The organism is Anabaena sp. TISTR 8404, from assembly GCF_056847745.1.
This window is the reverse complement of record NZ_CP180578.1, coordinates 4,188,783-4,206,528: the sequence shown is the minus strand read 5'-3', so window position 1 is coordinate 4,206,528 and position 17,746 is coordinate 4,188,783. Positions and strand designations below refer to the sequence as shown.

Here is a 17,746-nt window from a genome sequence, read left to right as displayed (position 1 = left end):
CAAATGTTTAATAGACCTCCTTTGCAATAGAAATAAAAAATTATTTAGTAAACACTTACCATATAAGGTAATATTTGCTTGATTTTTAGTGTTAAGGCTATTATAACCGTGATTTTTATGCTTTAAATAATCTTCATTTAATACCTGAAGTCCAGTTTTTTCAACTTTATAAAAAAAATACAAAGAAAATTTCTGAGAACTAAAGATTTAAGTGATTTCCTAGAAAAATCATGTCGATGATTAGCAAGAAATCAGAATATTAAATTTTTAGGAGACAGTTTAAATCCTCTTTTATTTGCTCATTTATCGGAAAAAAATTATCCCTGCGGGTACTGGCATAGTTTACTCAACCAATTACCGAAAAGCAAAAAAATATCCAGACTTCATAAACTTTACATAAAGTAATTAAGCCAAAAAGCGCTCGCCAGAAGATGTTTGAAAATCTACAACGAATATATGGCAGCGCCAGGCCATGATTATTGATTCACACAATTAATAGAATGATGATTGGCTTTCTCCCTAACGCAGTGAGTGAAAACCTAATTCTATGTTTTTTCTCTGAAGCAGGCAAAAAAGCAGTGTTGAACTCAGAGGAGTAAAACAAAGCTAAACCCCAAATGATTGCGATTTGGGGAGATTTTGAATTTAGTTATGAAGATTACCTGACTTTCGTTGAGATTACAGCTGCGGCATAAGTTGCAGAGTACCAATACCTAAATCTTTTGGTGAAAGCGATCGCGCCTCGAATAAAGCCATCATATCTCGCAGTTGGGGATTGCCACGAGCCGCCCCTGTCAGTCCTTTAGCAATAATTAAACCGCAATAGCCTTTGGTATTTTTACATCGCTGATTCCATTTTTTGCGAGCTTCGACATGAATAGGATCGTCATCTAAAAATTCGCCGAATAAGAACAACTCACCATTTTGAGTTTGTAACAAACCCAAATCGTAGCGATCGCCATCAAAAGGATCAGCTCCAGGATTAAAGCAAATTGCTTTTAGTCCACCAGCCGCTTCTATACTTTCAATTACAGTCTTAGCTTTAGGGCGGGAAGTTTGAATCAAAATTACAGGTAATCCATCACCTACTTGTTTGATTTCGCCTGCTGGATGATAATTCACACCTTTACGCAGGAATTCCAGCATCTCCCAAGACACCACTCCCAAGCTGAGAAAAGAATCTTCGGGAATTAAGTCATCTCGTAAAGACCGGAACATTGGTAAATCGGAAGTTTCCATGTCCGAGTCTGCTACACCAAAGCCTGCCATTTCTTCTAACTCAGATGCCAATTGTGGCATGGAAGCGACAGTCACAGATACGGATTTTGTTGCTGCATCTGATTCTGGGAGAGAAATCCGATAGCGACGGTTGAGTTCGGGAAAAGTCTCATCATGTAACTGTCGGCGGTGGTCACGGATGAAACGACAAAGGCTTTCTAGGGCTACGTAAACTACCAGCGCCTCTTCGTCATATAAAACCGACCTCAGTCCTTCTAGCGGGTGAATGTTGCCAAAAGTTGGTGCAATTTCTGATGTAGGCACCTCAGCTAAATCCTCAACTTCGTCCTCATCTTCGTCATCAGCTTCTAGATGCTCAAAAGTGAGAAACAGACAGTCTTGCTTGAGAAAAGCTTCTTCTAAGCGTCCTTGTGACTCCTCATGTTGTAAAACTGCGGCACGAAATCGTTTGAGGGATTCTTCTGAGCGATAAAACAAAATTCCATATTCCATCCCCAACATACCCATAACTGAGGCGTAAAGCGTACCTACATCCCACTTATTAATTTCTATTGATAAGATTTGCTGTTCTTCCAAAAATTCCCAAGGGGCTGCTTGCCAAAGGGCAAATGCTTTTTCTTGCAAAGCTTGGGCATACTGTGGCGGTAAATCGGGGATTTGGTTATCAACAACTTCCGCAAAACCACGAAATAATTCATCAATTAGGGGTAACTCTGGAGCGTAGTCAATAACAATATCTAAATCTTGCAGTACGCCGCGCAGGTAGAATTGAATTTCTCGGTCTCTGACTACAATTTTATGGGGTCTAGCAGGTTTAGCGGGGCTGTGGGGATGCTCCATTGCACGCATGAGGGTACGAACAATTGCTTCCGGGCCTGTTTCGGGCGGTACTACGTCCATTCCCCGAACAACACCTTGTGAGCCATCAACCCAGAGAATACAATCACCATTTGCCGATGAATCTGAATGCGGGATTGGTGATGATGACAATGGACGGCGATCGCCCTCCCATACAGAAGGAATTTGAGGTAAATTATTCAACCGACGACTGGTAGAGCGATTAAAACTTGTCATAGAGTCAGTTAATCAAAAGAAGCTATTTGCATGTCAACTGTTGGGGATGGCTTGCCTGGGAGGTAATTTTCCGGGCTGCACCTGAAGAGGAATTGTGACTCAGGCTGCCACAAGGCGTAAAATTTATTAAATACCGAATTTATAAATATACCGAGTCTCTCAATTCTAGAATAAAAAGCTTTGACTGCTTTTGACGGAGTGTTTACAATTGGCAATTTCCGGCCTCAATGTCGCTAGAATATATACAAAAATTACCCATCAACCCAGCAGCAATTACAAGCTTCTATCAGGTTACTAGTTATTAAGGAGTTAATAAAAGATGACACAAGCAACGCAGCCTCAACAACGCGGTATTCAGTTAAGCGAAGCAGCTTTGCGCCAAGTCAAACTCCTGCAAGAAAAGCAAGGTAAAGATTTGTGCCTGCGGGTAGGAGTGCGCCAAGGTGGATGCTCCGGGATGTCTTACATGATGGACTTTGAGGACAAGAGCAAGATCACCCCTCAGGATGAAGTTTTTGACTATGATGGCTTCCAAATAGTTTGCGATCGCAAAAGTTTGCTTTACCTTTATGGCTTAATGCTTGACTATAGCGATGCGATGATTGGCGGCGGCTTTCAGTTCACTAACCCCAACGCTAACCAAACCTGTGGTTGTGGTAAGTCATTTGGTGTCTAGTCGATAGTCCAAAGTCAATTGTCCAAGGTCAATTGTCCATAAATTTACCAAATTAACCATTGACTATTGACCATCGACCATTGACTATTAACTATTGACCATTGACCATTGACTCATGACGAATGACTAACACCGTTGAATCCCTGTTTGATACAGGTTTGGAACGCTATAAAGCTGGCGAAGCAGCGGATTCTTTGATCCCTGTGTTTAAAGAGGTGTGCGATCGCGCTCCAAAAACTAGTGCAGCTTGGACTTGTTTGGCATGGTTGTATCTGTTAGATAATAAATCTAACTCAGCTTATAAAGCGGCACAAAAAGCAGTCAAGTTAAGCCCGCAAGACCCACAAGCTAGAGTAAATCTGGCTTTAGCAATGCTAGAAACTGGTCAAAAAGGATTGCGTCAACATATTGATGCTGTACAACAGTTATTCTTGGTAAACCCAGAATGGCGCGACGAAATCAAAGATAGTATAGAAGACGGTCTGAGTAGAAAACCAGACTGGGAGAGTTTACTAAAAGTTCAAAAGTGGTTGTTTGAAGAATAAGGGTTAGGGGCTAGAGGCTAGAGATTAGCGTTACATCCCTATGATCACCACTTTCTCATAGCTAATTTCTAGTTCTTAATTTTTATATTCCTAGCCCCTAGTCCCTACTGTCTACTCCCCATTCCATATTCCCTAGTCAATACATGAAAGATAAATTTTTAAATTGGCTGAACTTGATTTTGGTAGCCGATGTATTCTTGGTTTTATTTGGCTTTGGTTGGTTTGCGATCGCAGTTTTTGGTGATGCTGCGGGCATAAATTTGGGTCTTGATTTATGGCACAAGCTTTGGCAGCCAGTATTTAACCCAGCTATTGGCATCCTGATGGGGGGTGCAATTCTGAGCGGAATTATCAGTTGGGTATCTCGCAAATTTCTGGCTGATTAATGATTTGTCAATAGTCAATAGTCAATAGTTTTTTGCTATCGACTATTGACTTTTATTTTAAAATCTGCTGCAAGGCTGGTTGTAAATTAGGATATTGATAGGTAAAACCTAATTCTAAGGTACGTTTCGGCAGAACTTGCTGACCTTCTAAAACTACTATCGCTCCATCTCCTAGAAGGGCTTCAATTGCAAAAGCTGGTACAGGCAACCAAGAAGGACGATGCAACACTTGTCCTAAAGTTTGAGCAAGATCATTCATACGGACAGGGTTGGGGGCAGTGGCGTTATACACCCCTTCCATATCTGACTTGGTTAAAGCTTGCAAAATTAAGTTAACTAAATCGTCAATATGAATCCACGAAAACCATTGACGACCACTCCCTATTGGCCCACCTGCGAAGAGTTGGAAAGGCGGAATCATTTTGGCTAAAGCACCACCATTGCCAAGAACAATCCCAAAACGCAGAATTACTAGTCGTACACCAGCCTCTTTGACTTTTGTGGCTTCTGCTTCCCAAGCTTGGCAAACTTGGGCTAAAAAATCATTACCAGAGACACTACCTTCATCAAAGGTCGCTGTTTCACTTGTGCCGTAATATCCAATAGCAGAAGTATTAACTAATACTTTGGCTTTGGGGTTAGCTTGAGCTATAGCTTCAACTATTTTTTGTGTACCTAACTGACGACTATTCAGGATTTCTTGCTTACGTTCTGGTGTCCAGCGTCCCTCACCAATAGGTTCACCAGCTAAATTAACAACAGCTTCACAACCAGCAATGGCATCTTGCCAAGTACCAGATGTAGTTGGGCTATAAGTAACAATTTCTACATTTGGAAAATTTGCAGGTGGAAAAACTTTTTGAGCAAAGTTAGTGTTACGAGTTAACACCAACACTTGATGACCTTCCTTGTGGAGTCGCTCTACTAAACGACTCCCAACTAATCCTGTTGCTCCAGTAATTGCTACTTTCATAATTGCACCTCCACCAAAGCCTTATTTTAAAGTTTTTTATCAAATTTTCAACTTGTGTTTCTCTGGGAAATTAACCAAAAGAGCGTAGCTTTTTCTTATTACTTGGTATGTTTCTGTAATCAATCTGTAATGATTTACCGTTTAGAGGCTTCGGTATTATACGATGGACGGAGTGTTGTAAGGCTTGAGGCTGGGGCTATTATGGCTCGCTATACTTGTTCATTTATTATTTCTATTCCTTTTGACCATCTTCAGCCATTACTTTTAGACCTTCTACAAGGCTGCGATTTGGAAATTCAGTACTATAATGCCGATTACATTCTGGCTCGTGAAATTCCTGGCAATGTTCTGTTCTCCAAGTTGGTCAAGGTTGAAGTCTTCATTGATAAATCAACCGCTACGGAAACAGAAACCCGGATGAGTGTTGTGATTAAAAACGAGGAACTACCACTCCAACTGGAAAATCATTGCCGAAAAATGTTTGAATTTGTGAAGCAGGAGATTGAAGAAAGTCGGCATTGGCATCTAATTGAAAGTCTTGCTGGGTAATTATAGGTATTTCTGCTTTTAGTGAAGATGTTTGCTAGGCTAGCTTTGGGTAAAGCTAGCTCTCACAAATTTGGATAATTTAAAACGAGTAAGCTAATAGTCAACACCTGTCTGAATTAGCTGGTTTTTAATCTTCTATATCTTCTGGATCGTCGGTCATGCCAGGGTTGATTAAGGTGATATCATACTCGCTGGAGTCGGTTTGCCCTGAGCGCTGGGTATTTCTCAACAGATAATAGATGGCGCGTACCTGAGGGCCAAAAACGATTTCGTCTTCGTTTTTTAAATCGTGAGCCGGGATTTTGCGCCCGTTAATCATCAATCCGTTGGCACTGAGTTTACCTTTAGCATCACCATCTACAATTCGATAGTAATAGCTATGACTGTTTTGCTCTCTTGGCAATCTGACTAAGGTAGCGTGACGGCGAGAGACAAACTGAGATACTAAACGGATATTGCAATCGCGGTCTCTGCCAATAGAGTAAACAGAATTTTCTAGAGGAAATTCCTTGCGACCTTGATCGTCTTCAAGAATTAGTAGATGGCTTTCATTAGTTTCTGGTGCCATTGAGGTATTGTTGCCACTATCAGCGGAATTTTGATTAATTAATGTTGGTCTGTTATTGTTTCCTGCCATTCTCGCGCACTACAGTCTAAGGTAATAACTCTGACAAATTTGAAAGCTATACTGACTGGGAAGAATAGAAAATTCACTTTCTACTCTATTAAAGGTGTAACACCTAACTATCGATTTAGTTTAACCTGAGTTGGTAAAAACCGACATTTATAGCAGGGAACAGGGAACAGGGAACAGGAACAGGCTTTAAAGTCGCTCAGTGTCCATGTTTGATCATTAGTCTTTGTTATTATCTATGCTTCTACTGCTATTGTTTGCATTTTGACATTTAATGACTCTTTGGGTAAGGCAGGAGACAGGAGCCAGGAAGGAGAAAAGATTGTTAGCTAAGAAAACTTTTTTGCCTCACCTAGCCGAGTTTAAGTCCCACACTCAAATCTCTGATTTAGCTGTGTGTAGGTTAGCTGCGGGTCTAAATCTCTATCTAAGCTCTCCTGCCTTTCAAATTCTGCCTCCTTTAATAGCAGTTAATAGCAGTCTTTAGAGACGGTGAACCAGCCTGCGTAAGAGTAAAGAGTTGGTTACAACACTGACTGAGCTAAAAGCCATGAGTGCAGCAGCATTAGATGGGCTGAGGACAAAACCCATACTGGGTAATAAAACACCTGCTGCTAAAGGAATGCCTAAGGTATTGTATGCAAAAGCCCAGAATAGATTTTGGCGGATTTTGTTGAATGTGGCACGACTTAGCTGAATTGATTCTACAACGTCGCTTAAGCGATCGCGCATCAAAACAATCTCAGCGGTTTCCATTGCCACATCTGTGCCTGAGTGTAAGGCAATGCCGACATCTGCTTGGGATAAAGCTGGAGCATCATTAATGCCATCGCCAATCATCGCCACTTTAGCTGCCGATTTTGTCTGTAATTCTTGGATAACAGTAGCTTTTTTGCTGGGGGGAACTCCGGCTATGACATCAGCACTATCTAATCCTAATTGTTTACCGATCGCATTGGCTGCTTCTGGGCGATCGCCACTGAGTAACATGACCCGTAAACCTTTTTGGCGCAATTTATCTACTGTACTTTGTGCATCTGGTCTGAGGGTATCTTGAACGGCGATAATTCCGGCTAAAGTACCGCCAACAGCTACACAAACAACTGTTTTACCTGCTGTTGCCAGTCTTTGAATTTCTTGTTGCGCGGTGTCACTTACAGCAACTCCATGCCAACTCAACCAATCTTGATTGCCTAACAGCACTGTCGTCTCTTCTACAACCGCAGACACCCCTAATCCTGGTTCGGTATGAAAATTTACCGCGTTGGGAATCGTTAACTGCTGGCGTTGTACTTCTTGTTGAATTGCTTTGGCTAGGGGGTGGTATGTGCCACTTTCGACGGCGGCGGCTAGTTGAATGAGGGAGTAGGGAGTGGGAAGTTGGGAGTGGGAAATTTCCAGGCAATCTGTGACGGTGGGATTACCAGTGGTGAGAGTGCCTGTTTTATCAAAGACTACAGTATCTAGTTGGTGGACTTTTTCTAAAACGTCACCACCTTTGATTAACAAACCTCTTTCTGCGCCTAGACCAGTGCCAACGAGAATGGCTGTGGGTGTGGCTAGTCCTAAAGCACAAGGACAAGCAACTACCATAACGGCGATCGCTAGTTTTAAGCTGGTCAAGAGTGCTGAGTGCTGAGTGCTGAGTGCTGAGTGCTGAATGCTGAGTGGAGAATGGTGACTCATCATTTCCATGCCACTGGACATGGTGACATGAGGCCAGATGTGAGTACCGAAAAAGTACCAAAAGATAAATGTCAATACAGAAGCCGTTAACACGCCATAGGTAAAGTAACCTGCTACGGTATCGGCTAATTTCTGTACAGGTGCTTTGCGGGTTTGGGCTGTTTCTACTAAGGCGACAATTTGTGCCAGTGTGGTATCTTTGCCTGTACGAGTGGCTTGAATGGCGATCGCACCTGATTGGTTTAAGGTTCCGGCGGCGACTATATCGCCTGGTTGCTTGCTCACAGGTACGGCTTCACCCGTTAACATCGACTCATCGATGGTTGTCTGCCCAAAGCGAACCTCCCCATCCACAGGAATTTTATCTCCAGGCAATACCTGCAACCATTCACCAACCCGCACTTGTTCTGCGGGGATTTCAATACTGTTAGCGCCGACTCCCCATTTTTCTGGGTCTGGGTTGGGGATTAACCGTGCTACCTGTGGTTGGAGTGCGAGTAATTGTCTAAAGGCTGTGGCAGCCCTGCCTCTGGCTTGTCGTTCTAATGTTCTGCCTAGGAGGATAAAGCCTAACATCATCACTGGTTCATCAAAAAAGCACTCCCATCCCATTTGTGGGAACAGCAGCGCTACTAAACTCGCAGTGTAAGCTGTGAGTGTTCCTAATCCCACTAAGGTGTTCATGTTGGGAGCATTGCGCCGCCAGCCTAGCCAACCATCTACAATAATTGGGCGACCGGGAAATAAGATTGTAACTGTTGCTAGTCCACAGTGAAACCAGATGTTGTCCAATATGGGCAATGTTAAGCCACTGAAGCTGCTAAAATGCCCAATTCCCGACAACACCAGCAATATACCAGCGATCGCCAACTGTTGGAATGCAGCACGCATTTCTTGATGCTGCCTTTGTGTGGAATCGTCTAAAGAAATTTGGTTACTAGCTTTGCGGGGTTGAGTTGGGAATCCAGCAGTGGTTAATCGCTTTGCCAGCGCATCCGGGTCTACCACTCCAACTTCTGATTCTACGACTGCTACTTCTGTCGCCAAATTCACGCAGGCAGTCTTGACCCCTGGATATTGGGTTAGCTGGCGTTCTACAGCATTTACACACCCAGCACACTTCATCCCACCTACATCCAGAATAATTGTCTCTGATGTTGGGGCTAGTTCTGGGTCAAGGTTCGTTTTCGGCACAAGTTGCATGGCAAGTTTTTGGATTCGCTACGAACATTCAACGCCTGACAACAAGCGTCTCTAATTCGAGCGTAGGCGAAATTTGCAACTACGACTGAATGTAAATAACATTAATTTTCTTTATTTATCGCTCTTGTCTGAGCTGAAATTGCGATTCCAGTGGAGATAAGCCATGTAAATTGCAGTTCCTAGCTGGATTGGCATAACAATAATCAGGCTTTTCCAAAAATAATGAATTTCTAAATTGGACATTGCACTGACATATCCGACACCTACCAGTAGAAATACTGCCCAGACAAGCTGTTTACGTTTCCGGTTTAGCATCTCAATCAAAATTGCTACTTAGAACCAACCCTGCTTATTCACGAAGTAAGTATCTATGAATTCTTCGGAGGACTTATTTAAATAAATCATGCCTTCAATCAGACCTATCAGTTGCATAACGATCAAGGCAATTCCGTAGGTGAAACTGCCTGCAACTATAGATATAGCCAACATAATAAAGCCTTCAGGCGCATACCCTAAAATAAATTTATGAACTCCAAAACCTCCAAACAGAATTCCACAGTAACCAGCTAGAAGTTGTTTATTAGGATGACTAGGGTTGAGATTTGCCATAGTATTGTTGCTCCTGACAGATAAGCTAATAAGTTAAATTTTTCTTCTAATTAACAACAAGTAATATCAGTTCATAATTCGTCATCAAAAAATTTTAAATTTAAAACAGATATTGTGAAACGACTAAGAAAAACTAGGGGTTTTCTTAGTATTTCAGAAATCGTCAGCTATAAAAAAATGTTTTTGGAACTGATGTTTTGTTAGTATACGCCTAAGTTCTGTCCAAATAAAGATGTCAACACTTTAAAGGAAACACTAAAAATATAAGTAATAAAGGCAATTACTTTGTAGCTTGGAACTAGCAAGCGACTTGAGAAATGTATTTAATTGCGATTATGACACCAAATACAGTATTTTTGCAGATTCTTAAGTATGATTTCTCTAGAGAGAATCAATAATAAGTATCAGCAAAAAACGGCGATATCATACCATTTTCTACAGTCCCATTAATGTTATTTCCGGACTTTTTTGATCTGGCTGCAATGATGCGATGCCAATTTAGTTGGCAAGGTCTAAATTAGACATAGATGACATGTATCAATTAACTAGAAAACTATGCCATCTTAGTTTCAGTAAACTGAAGTTACACTGAACACCTTATTTAGTTGTAGTTCGCAACTCCTATCGTGAAAAATTGAATTTACCATTCAATATCGCCTGCCACAAATGGCATAGATAGGCAATCAACATCTGAACAATAGCTTCAACTATCTAGATACTACTAAATGTTTATCTAGAGATTTTGTAATCTATTTAACAGTCTTGTTGAATTTTTCGTTGCCGCCAATATTGTTAAATTTGAGCCAGAATTCACTGAATACTGAATTTAGTCATCACCAGCGAAAAATTATGACCTACGCAGATGTAACCAGATATTTTTTGCTACCGCAACCGTATAATTGACGTTTTATTAGTTACCACTGCCTAAGAGAAATAGACTAAGTAGTGTGCCGCTATTCCAGAGGCTATGGAGCAGCATGGGAGCCAGAAGATTGCGCGATCGCGTGTATACTACTCCCAAGACGATCCCTAAAGCTGTGAGTGGTAAAACTTCTGACAAGCTGAGGTGAGCGATCGCAAATAGCAAACTACTAGCCAGAATTGCCCCCCAAACAGAAAGGTAACGAGTCAGGGAAGGCAACAAAAAGCCACGAAATAAAATTTCTTCAAATAATGGCGCTGCGATCGCTGCTGTCGAGAAAAATATCCCTAATGCTACAGAATCTTGGCTTTCTAGTGCCAGCTGCAATAACGGATTACTACCGCCCTGTCCTTGCCAGAGTTTTTGATTAATCAAAGATACTACAACAACTACAGGTAAAGCAGTGCAATAACCCCCCAGTCCCCACAACCACCACTTGTCCTGCAAACGAAAGCGAAACCAGAACTCAGGTAAAGGAAAGAACTTTTTCACCGAAACATATAATACTGACAGCGCTCCTGATGCCACTAGCATATAACTAACTAAGACATACAAAGCCTGAAGTCGCACATTCCCAACAGGGCGGGGAATAGGAAGTTGTGACAAAAACCAGGGTACTAACAATTGCCCCGTAAAGAAAAAACCCAGAACAAAAACTTGTAAGATAGTGTCTCCATCCCAAGGCGTTGACCAAGGCAAATCACCATTTTGTGCTAACAATGATTCTCTGCCCTTCAACAAGCGTTGAGTAAATAAGAAAATCAGCAAGATCGTACCTACCAAGGCGGCTAGGGCTGGCACAGTGCCGATAAGGGTGAGTTTAAACACTGCTTGGGCAGCTGCTTGTTGTTGTGCTGCTTTAACTGCTGCTAAAGGTTCTTGACGTTGCTGAAGTTGGTATAGCTGAATCAAAGCAGTGTCACGAAACCAACCATCTAAATCCTTTTGAATCAGTTGTTGGGCATTGGGTAAGATCTGGGGGGGATTACTCCAGAGTCCACCTAAAACAGCAGCAGTATCTCGAAATTCTGGGTTATCTGTTTCTACTGGCTGTTGTAATTCGTTCCAAGTTTTAAATGCTGCGTCTTGTTGTCCTTGTTGCGCTTGTAAAATGCCTAGCCGTAAATCTAATTCTGCTAGGAGTTTTTGCTGTTGAGTGAAAGACTGCTGTAACTGTTGCCGTTGTTCCGCAGTAGATATATCAGTATCAAAAGTATCTTTTGGTAGGGGTTTAGCTGGAGTAGTAATTTTAGATTGAGAATCTAGCTGTGCAAGTTGGTTTTTAACTTTATCTAGATTAGTTTGTACAGATTTTTGTGCCTCCTGATATTGCTGCGTAGCATTTTCCAGGGGCTGATCTTCCAGTAAGGCTTGGCGAATCACCTGAAAATTATCACCATTGCTATTTTCTGGTTGCCAAGCTTGAGCTTGCAGTGCAATATTTATTTGATAAAGTTCCAGCCGACTTTGGAACTGGGGTTTTTGCCAACTACTAACTAAAGATAAAGTTGCTAACCCAATTGCTACCAAAGTCGAAATTATTAAAACCAACCGTTTGATTGTCATCTATCCCCCTTTGACGAACCAGAACACACCCCTTGGGAATTATCGCAAGAAAAAGCAAGAGGTGGATAGACATCATCAATATTGTGAGTCTACTTTACAAGGACAGCGATCGCCCTGAGCATTTCACCATGTTAAATTACAACCTACTCCACTGCTTACCATCCGCCGAGGATCTGCCAGACTCTGACGACGAACCTGTGGATAAGCAACTACAACATTCTATTAAGCTTTAAGTCTTCTACAAATTTTTCAACTAAAGTATTGTAAATTTAAATAAAAAATTTTGTAATTATTTATTTTATTTTCTCCCGTACCCAAGCGCGAAATAATTTGAGAAAAGCAATTTCTCCCCTAGTTTTACTTTGTTCAATAAACTGGTTAATATCACGCACTGATACTATAGGAAAAGTAATAATAAAGTCACACTCAATATATTGCTCCTCTACTAATTGATAAAATTTTAAATCTTGTCCATTATATCTCCATAGTTCAGGGACTTTTAAACTTAAGTAAATACTTAATTTGTTAACTGAACTGCTTTTACTAAAAATGCTCACCCTACAAAACTGAATTCTGCTGTAAATAAGAGCAAAGCCCAAGGTAATACCAAATTGAAAAATGATTGCGACTGATGGATTGCTCAACAGGTTATGCAATAACTGTGTTAAAACCCCTCTTGAAAATTATGTGCAAGCAGGGAAAACAGTTCTACCTACTGGCTGGAATTTTCGCAAACTCTAACATTCAAAATGGTATAAATTACACTTGGACTTAGGCAAAATTAATATAGTATATGGTTACAAAAGCTTTTTTAATTTGGAATTAGATGTTACTGAGTATAAATGAAATGATTACCCAGCAAATCTATTACCCTGACATTTTCTAAATCTAAATAAGATTTTTTAGCGACAGACTTACGAAGATTTGAGTTTTGCAGATGACATTTATATTCTCATCAGCTTCGCAAGCGTTTTGAGCAATATGTGCAATGAGCGAGTTCAACTTAGTAAACTAAGTTGCCAGTACCCCGTAATTGTCGCAAAGAATTGATGCAATATGGACAGTCACACTTAAATATCCTAATTGCAGCATCACTTTCTTCTTCTGTAAAATTCAGTTCCGCAACGTTGGTGTCTGATGGCTTAGATGAAACCACCATAGATTTAGGTGGAGGAGGAGCCTTGGGATCTCTCTCAGAATCTCGAATACAAATAAAATCCTTCAGACCGTGGGGATTAGTGATACAGGTACGACCGTCGTTGGTGTGAATTAATTTTTGGGTAAGGTTAACAGAGGCATGGGCTGGATGTATTGCTGCCAATGTAGACATCAGAGAAGTAAAAATTGCCGAGCTAGAAAGCAAATTAAGTACCAATTTTTTGTTCATATATTTCCTGATAGAACATCTCTGAATGCCAAGCCTATCCTATTAGTTGTTCTTGGTCAAGATGATGATGGTGAGAAATTGTGAAAGATGAATGAACTGTTGATTTTTTTCTGCCATTTTTAGCTAAAGAAGCAAAAAATCTATTTTATTCATCTATCAAAGTGAGTAAAATAATTGCCTGTTAAAGCTCACGTGATTAAGCAACTAAAGAATACAAGACGACTAAATAAAATTAATGAGTATGTAAAAGCTTTTTATGTCTAGCCAAAAACATTAATATACAGAATTGCACGGTGGTAAAATCTAATATCTTGTGTTATCTGCTTAATAATCGGTTTTACATAGATAGCTGTTATGAGAGATTGTGAATAAACTTCAGTTGAAACCTCACAGGTGACAACTGTAAAGCAGTTAAAGCTACTCTTAGCTATAATCCTTACCGATGCGTTAAATTTTCTCTACTCATCCGAGGTATTTGATGACTACTCAAACTCATCCTTCAGTTTTGAAAAAAACAGCAAGTGTGACTTTATCTACACCTGTACAAGCCACACTTTATGTTTCTTTGTGTGCTTTGACGCTTTGGACTGTTTACTTCACAACTAACCCAGCCATCCACGATCGCGTACACTCTGTACGTCACCACACTTTGCTTGTAGGTTGTCATTAGAAGTATTTTTTGTATAAACCGATGGGGAATTAGGGAGATAAGAAATTTAAACTATTTTCCCCATCATTGAAAAAATCTATCAAAATAATTGCGATCGCTCAGCAGTGCTAGAGTAACTCCTCTAGTCTTTCAAGATATATGCTTAAAACTAAAAAGTTAAAGGTTCATCTACTCGTCAGTACGATAGTTGGTTTGATGAGTGTGGGTTTTGATCACTCAGTTGGTTTGTCTCAGTCACCTCAACCAAATGTCCGACTCACCACTGAACCACCTCTTAACCAAGTTATACCTTTTGAAGCAGAAGCCAGCACACCTCAATCTCCGGTAAAACTGACACTACAAGCAGTAGATGTAACAGGTAAATCTTTAGAAAATGCCAAAGTTCACCTACAAATTTTCACTCCCCCTAAAAATCCTTGGTTTACGACAGATTTTCCGATAGTGGAGGGAACTAAGTTACTAGATATAGAAGCGATCGCTCCCAAAGGTCAACTGCAAATTCAGCAAATTTTACCAATTCGGGGTAATTACCAACTACAAGTCAATGTTACTCCCATCACACCCAATGCTTTTACACCAATTCAACAAAATCTCACGCTGTCAGTTCCCGAAAATCCAATCAAGTACCGCAATTTTGCGATTCTCGCTGGAATTTTATTAATTGTTGGCTTAGGTGGTGGCTGGGTAATTGGTGGACGGCAAGAAATCCAACCAGGAGAAATTGCACCCCAACGGGTAAGATTATTGTTGAGTGGTGCAACTGTTGTGGCTATCGTTGCTTTATTGGGAGTTAACTTGAGTGCAGAAATTGCTCAATCGCAGACATCTCATACAGAACATCATCATCACACTGCTGCGGCTGAACCAGAAACTAATAACTATGGCATTGTCAAACAACAGGGGTTAGAAGTACAACTGTTGGGAGATAACAATGCCACAGTTGGCGAACCTGCTAAATTACAAGTGCAAGTTCTTGATCAAAAAACTAAACAACCAGTTTCCGATGTCTTGTTAAAGATTAAAACGACTGCATTGGAAGATGGCTGGGTTCCTTTTGCTTACCAAGGTATCCCAGATGCAACCGGAAAATTCTCCTGGGAACAGCAATTTTTTGATGGCGCACCTCACAACATTCAGGTAGAAGTTGCACCCCAACCAAATGCATCACGGCAATTTTCACCTCTGCGGGTGCAAAAAAATGTAGATGTAGAAGGGGTTGCGCCACCTTTAACAATTCGGTTGATTGTGTTGGCTTACCTCACAGGTATTATCGTCATCGGTTTGTTAGTAGGATTGCAGCTAAGGCGGAAACTAACACCACAATACTAATGTTGCACCTGCTGAATTAAGGTTTGTGTTTGTTGATAGCTGACGGTGTCTCCTTGCTGGCGAAAAAGTGTTGCTGCTTGCTGAAGATCCGCGATCGCGTTACGCTGATCTCCTAAAGTATATTTAGCCAGTCCACGATTGCCGTAAGCATCAGCTAACTTAGGATTTAATTTAATTGCTTGGTTAAAGTCAGCAATTGCGGCTTGGGGATTTTTCTGTTTAAAGTAAGCAAGTCCCCGATTGTAGTAAGCATCCACAGACTGCGGATCAATTTTGAGTGTTTTGTTAAAATCGGCAATTGCTTGTTGCAGATTTCCCAGTTCGGCATGAACCGTTCCTCGGCTATTATAAGCATCTACATGGTTAGGATTGAGTTGCAATGCTTGGTTAAAGTCGGCAATTGCTGCTGCTAAGTCTCCAATTTGCGATTTAGCTAGACCTCGCAAGCAAAAACCTTCATAATATTTGGGATTTTGCTGTACTACTTTGTCAAAATCTGCGATCGCTGCACTAAAGTTACCTTTTTCTAGCTTCTGCACTCCTTGTTGAAAATATTCTTGAAAATTTGTTTGGTTGCTTGGTGTGTTTGCATATACAGCCACAGGTGTTGCACTAAACAACATGGTAATTCCCAATACGGCGATTTTTTGCTGGATATGGTTCATAATTTCACCCCTTTACACTTACAACAAAAGCTAGAATTTTGCCTATTTCCACATTTTAGCTAAGCACTTCCTAACAACCACTCGCAAATAGTTTGCCATAGCAGCCAAGCATTTAAATTAATAATCGCGATCGCTACTAACCATGATAAAATCTTCAGCCACCAAGGATTAACAAATTCACCCATTAAGTGACGATTACTGGTAAACATCACTAATGGTACTACCGCAAATGATAGCTGTAAACTTAAGATTACTTGACTAAAAATTAATAAGCTGCCTGTACTTTTTTCCCCAAAAAATATAATAGCAATTAATGCTGGCACAATTGCAATGAGCCTTGTTAATAATCGACGTAACCAAGGTTTCAGGCGTAAATTTAAGAAGCCTTCCATGACAATTTGCCCTGCTAAGGTGGCTGTGAGGGTTGAACTTTGTCCAGAAGCTAATAATGCTAAACCAAAAATTGCACTAGCTGCATTCACACCTAACAAAGGAGAAAGCAATTTATAAGCATCTTGAATTTCGGCAACATCTTGATGTCCCGAAAAATGAAAAGTTGCTGCTGCAACAATCAATATTGCTGAATTGATCAACAATGCAAAACACAACGCAAATGTTGAATCAATCGTACCGAATTTAATAGCTTCCCATCGCTTTTCGGTAGTTGGTTGCCAAGCGCGTGTCTGGACAATGGATGAGTGCAAATATAAATTGTGGGGCATAACTGTTGCACCCAAAATGCCAATGGCAATGTATAGCATTCCGGGATTTTGTAAAATTTCTACTTTGGGAGCATAACCTAATAAAATTCCGCCCCAATCAGGACGCGAAAACATAATTTCTAGTCCAAAACAAATGCTGACAGTTCCTACTAACATAATTACTAAGGCTTCCGTATAACGAAAACCTTTATTTTGTAGTAATAACAATACAAATACATCTAGCGCTGTGATGCACACACCCCAACTTAGGGGAATACCAAAAAGTAATTGTAACGCGATCGCACTTCCTAAAACTTCTGCTAAATCACAAGCGGCGATCGCAATCTCACACAGCAACCATAAACAAAAGCTCACACGCGGACTAAAATAATCTCGACAAGCTTGGGCTAAATCTTTCCCCGTCGCCACCCCCAACCGCACACACAACGACTGCATTAAAATCGCCATCAAGTTGGAAAGCATAATCACCGTTAGCAGTGCATAGCCAAATTTAGCCCCACCAGCTAAATCAGTCGCCCAGTTCCCAGGATCTATATATCCTACAGAAACTAGATATCCTGGCCCTGCATACGCCAATATCTTACGCCAGAAACTTTTCGTATGCGGGACTTTTATGCTGCGGTGGACTTCAGGTAGGCTGGGCTTTTTAGCACTATTCTCCGAAAAAGGCATTCGTTAAAACTCAATTTTTCATAATTTCCTCATAATCTTACAAAATGCTGACGCATATACATCTTTCTGGAGATAAATTCGCAAATATTCACATTGGCTGAAAATTTCTCTGCACATTCAACAGCATACTTAAATTATTACTTGATAAAGATTCTCTTTCTTAAAATTTCAGCTTGCATAAAATTTTAGTTTCTAATAAATTTGAATATACGCTCATATATTAAAAAACCTGAGTTTTG

At 40.6% G+C, this 17,746-nt stretch carries 17 protein-coding genes; 7 read left to right on the top strand and 10 right to left on the bottom strand.

From position 1 onward, the window contains the following. Window positions 1–678: 678 nt before the first annotated feature. Entirely contained in the window at window positions 679–2,313 is a 1,635-nt protein-coding gene (locus tag ACMX3D_RS18205) for a DUF6930 domain-containing protein (RefSeq protein WP_482747283.1), read from the bottom strand. Between the two features lie 319 nt (window positions 2,314–2,632). Between ACMX3D_RS18205 and ACMX3D_RS18200 the strand changes: the two genes are divergently transcribed. The 3 genes from ACMX3D_RS18200 to ACMX3D_RS18190 all read left to right on the top strand — a co-directional run bounded on the left by ACMX3D_RS18200 (window position 2,633) and on the right by ACMX3D_RS18190 (window position 3,920). Next, entirely contained in the window at window positions 2,633–2,989 is a 357-nt protein-coding gene (locus ACMX3D_RS18200) for an iron-sulfur cluster assembly accessory protein (protein ID WP_482747282.1), read from the top strand. Window positions 2,990–3,111: 122 nt separating this feature from the next. Further along, complete coding sequence (locus tag ACMX3D_RS18195) at window positions 3,112–3,534, top strand: tetratricopeptide repeat protein (RefSeq protein WP_482747281.1); 423 nt, start codon at window positions 3,112–3,114, stop codon at window positions 3,532–3,534. 143 nt (window positions 3,535–3,677) lie between these two features. After that, window positions 3,678–3,920 carry a hypothetical protein gene (locus tag ACMX3D_RS18190; protein ID WP_482747280.1) on the top strand — a complete coding sequence of 81 codons (243 nt, stop codon included), beginning with the start codon at window positions 3,678–3,680 and terminating at the stop codon, window positions 3,918–3,920. 52 nt (window positions 3,921–3,972) lie between these two features. Here the strand turns inward: ACMX3D_RS18190 and thyD are convergent, their stop codons facing one another. Next, complete coding sequence (gene thyD / locus ACMX3D_RS18185; RefSeq protein WP_482747279.1) at window positions 3,973–4,893, bottom strand: thylakoid membrane protein ThyD; 921 nt, start codon at window positions 4,891–4,893, stop codon at window positions 3,973–3,975. 201 nt (window positions 4,894–5,094) lie between these two features. Here thyD and ACMX3D_RS18180 point away from each other — a divergent pair, with 201 nt between their 5' ends. After that, window positions 5,095–5,442 (top strand): hypothetical protein, encoded by a 348-nt coding sequence (locus ACMX3D_RS18180; protein ID WP_482747278.1) that lies wholly within the window; start codon window positions 5,095–5,097, stop codon window positions 5,440–5,442. Between the two features lie 127 nt (window positions 5,443–5,569). Here ACMX3D_RS18180 and ACMX3D_RS18175 read toward each other — a convergent pair whose 3' ends face one another. From ACMX3D_RS18175 to ACMX3D_RS18160, 4 genes are all read right to left on the bottom strand, one after another. Beyond that, the gene (locus ACMX3D_RS18175) at window positions 5,570–6,079 is read right to left on the bottom strand and encodes an FHA domain-containing protein (protein ID WP_482747277.1); all 510 of its coding nucleotides are present in this window, start codon (window positions 6,077–6,079) and stop codon (window positions 5,570–5,572) included. A gap of 480 nt (window positions 6,080–6,559) precedes the next feature. Next, a complete protein-coding gene (locus ACMX3D_RS18170; protein WP_482747276.1) occupies window positions 6,560–8,965 on the bottom strand; it encodes a heavy metal translocating P-type ATPase in 2,406 nt (801 codons plus the stop codon). Window positions 8,966–9,298: 333 nt separating this feature from the next. Further along, the gene (locus ACMX3D_RS18165; RefSeq protein WP_482747275.1) at window positions 9,299–9,574 is read right to left on the bottom strand and encodes a TM2 domain-containing protein; all 276 of its coding nucleotides are present in this window, start codon (window positions 9,572–9,574) and stop codon (window positions 9,299–9,301) included. Window positions 9,575–10,484: 910 nt separating this feature from the next. Next, window positions 10,485–12,062, bottom strand: coding sequence for a CPBP family intramembrane glutamic endopeptidase (locus tag ACMX3D_RS18160; protein WP_482747274.1), 1,578 nt, complete (start codon window positions 12,060–12,062; stop codon window positions 10,485–10,487). Between the two features lie 83 nt (window positions 12,063–12,145). On the opposite strand from ACMX3D_RS18160, the gene ACMX3D_RS18155 reads away from it, so the two are divergent. After that, window positions 12,146–12,295, top strand: a complete 150-nt coding sequence (locus ACMX3D_RS18155) for a hypothetical protein (RefSeq protein ID WP_482747273.1) — start codon at window positions 12,146–12,148, stop codon at window positions 12,293–12,295. A gap of 60 nt (window positions 12,296–12,355) precedes the next feature. Here ACMX3D_RS18155 and ACMX3D_RS18150 read toward each other — a convergent pair whose 3' ends face one another. Both ACMX3D_RS18150 and ACMX3D_RS18145 read right to left on the bottom strand, forming a co-directional pair. Further along, window positions 12,356–12,706: a hypothetical protein gene (locus ACMX3D_RS18150; protein ID WP_482747272.1), complete on the bottom strand. Its 351-nt coding sequence runs from the start codon at window positions 12,704–12,706 to the stop codon at window positions 12,356–12,358. A 359-nt stretch (window positions 12,707–13,065) separates the two neighbouring features. Further along, window positions 13,066–13,449, bottom strand: coding sequence for a hypothetical protein (locus ACMX3D_RS18145; RefSeq protein WP_482747271.1), 384 nt, complete (start codon window positions 13,447–13,449; stop codon window positions 13,066–13,068). 478 nt (window positions 13,450–13,927) lie between these two features. Here ACMX3D_RS18145 and ACMX3D_RS18140 point away from each other — a divergent pair, with 478 nt between their 5' ends. After that, window positions 13,928–14,119 (top strand): CbtB-domain containing protein, encoded by a 192-nt coding sequence (locus ACMX3D_RS18140; RefSeq protein WP_096577704.1) that lies wholly within the window; start codon window positions 13,928–13,930, stop codon window positions 14,117–14,119. Window positions 14,120–14,257: 138 nt separating this feature from the next. Then, complete coding sequence (locus tag ACMX3D_RS18135; protein WP_482747270.1) at window positions 14,258–15,448, top strand: hypothetical protein; 1,191 nt, start codon at window positions 14,258–14,260, stop codon at window positions 15,446–15,448. Here the strand turns inward: ACMX3D_RS18135 and ACMX3D_RS18130 are convergent. Beyond that, a complete protein-coding gene (locus ACMX3D_RS18130) occupies window positions 15,445–16,113 on the bottom strand; it encodes a tetratricopeptide repeat protein (RefSeq protein ID WP_482747269.1) in 669 nt (222 codons plus the stop codon). The two genes, ACMX3D_RS18135 and ACMX3D_RS18130, sit on opposite strands and share 4 nt — an antisense overlap. Before the next feature lie 59 nt (window positions 16,114–16,172). Then, complete coding sequence (locus tag ACMX3D_RS18125; protein WP_482747268.1) at window positions 16,173–17,507, bottom strand: Nramp family divalent metal transporter; 1,335 nt, start codon at window positions 17,505–17,507, stop codon at window positions 16,173–16,175. Between the last annotated feature and the right edge of the window lie 239 nt (window positions 17,508–17,746).

Excerpts from the sequence above, each read along its gene's own strand:
- ACMX3D_RS18205 (WP_482747283.1), bottom strand. The coding sequence starts at position 2,313 with ATGACAAGTTTTAATCGCTCTACCAGTCGTCGGTTGAATAATTTACCT.
- ACMX3D_RS18200 (WP_482747282.1), top strand. The coding sequence starts at position 2,633 with ATGACACAAGCAACGCAGCCTCAACAACGCGGTATTCAGTTAAGCGAA.
- ACMX3D_RS18195 (WP_482747281.1), top strand. The coding sequence starts at position 3,112 with ATGACTAACACCGTTGAATCCCTGTTTGATACAGGTTTGGAACGCTAT.
- ACMX3D_RS18190 (WP_482747280.1), top strand. The coding sequence starts at position 3,678 with ATGAAAGATAAATTTTTAAATTGGCTGAACTTGATTTTGGTAGCCGAT.
- thyD (WP_482747279.1), bottom strand. The coding sequence starts at position 4,893 with ATGAAAGTAGCAATTACTGGAGCAACAGGATTAGTTGGGAGTCGTTTA.
- ACMX3D_RS18180 (WP_482747278.1), top strand. The coding sequence starts at position 5,095 with ATGGCTCGCTATACTTGTTCATTTATTATTTCTATTCCTTTTGACCAT.
- ACMX3D_RS18175 (WP_482747277.1), bottom strand. The coding sequence starts at position 6,079 with ATGGCAGGAAACAATAACAGACCAACATTAATTAATCAAAATTCCGCT.
- ACMX3D_RS18170 (WP_482747276.1), bottom strand. The coding sequence starts at position 8,965 with ATGCAACTTGTGCCGAAAACGAACCTTGACCCAGAACTAGCCCCAACA.
- ACMX3D_RS18165 (WP_482747275.1), bottom strand. The coding sequence starts at position 9,574 with ATGGCAAATCTCAACCCTAGTCATCCTAATAAACAACTTCTAGCTGGT.
- ACMX3D_RS18160 (WP_482747274.1), bottom strand. The coding sequence starts at position 12,062 with ATGACAATCAAACGGTTGGTTTTAATAATTTCGACTTTGGTAGCAATT.
- ACMX3D_RS18145 (WP_482747271.1), bottom strand. The coding sequence starts at position 13,449 with ATGAACAAAAAATTGGTACTTAATTTGCTTTCTAGCTCGGCAATTTTT.
- ACMX3D_RS18140 (WP_096577704.1), top strand. The coding sequence starts at position 13,928 with ATGACTACTCAAACTCATCCTTCAGTTTTGAAAAAAACAGCAAGTGTG.
- ACMX3D_RS18135 (WP_482747270.1), top strand. The coding sequence starts at position 14,258 with ATGCTTAAAACTAAAAAGTTAAAGGTTCATCTACTCGTCAGTACGATA.
- ACMX3D_RS18130 (WP_482747269.1), bottom strand. The coding sequence starts at position 16,113 with ATGAACCATATCCAGCAAAAAATCGCCGTATTGGGAATTACCATGTTG.
- ACMX3D_RS18125 (WP_482747268.1), bottom strand. The coding sequence starts at position 17,507 with ATGCCTTTTTCGGAGAATAGTGCTAAAAAGCCCAGCCTACCTGAAGTC.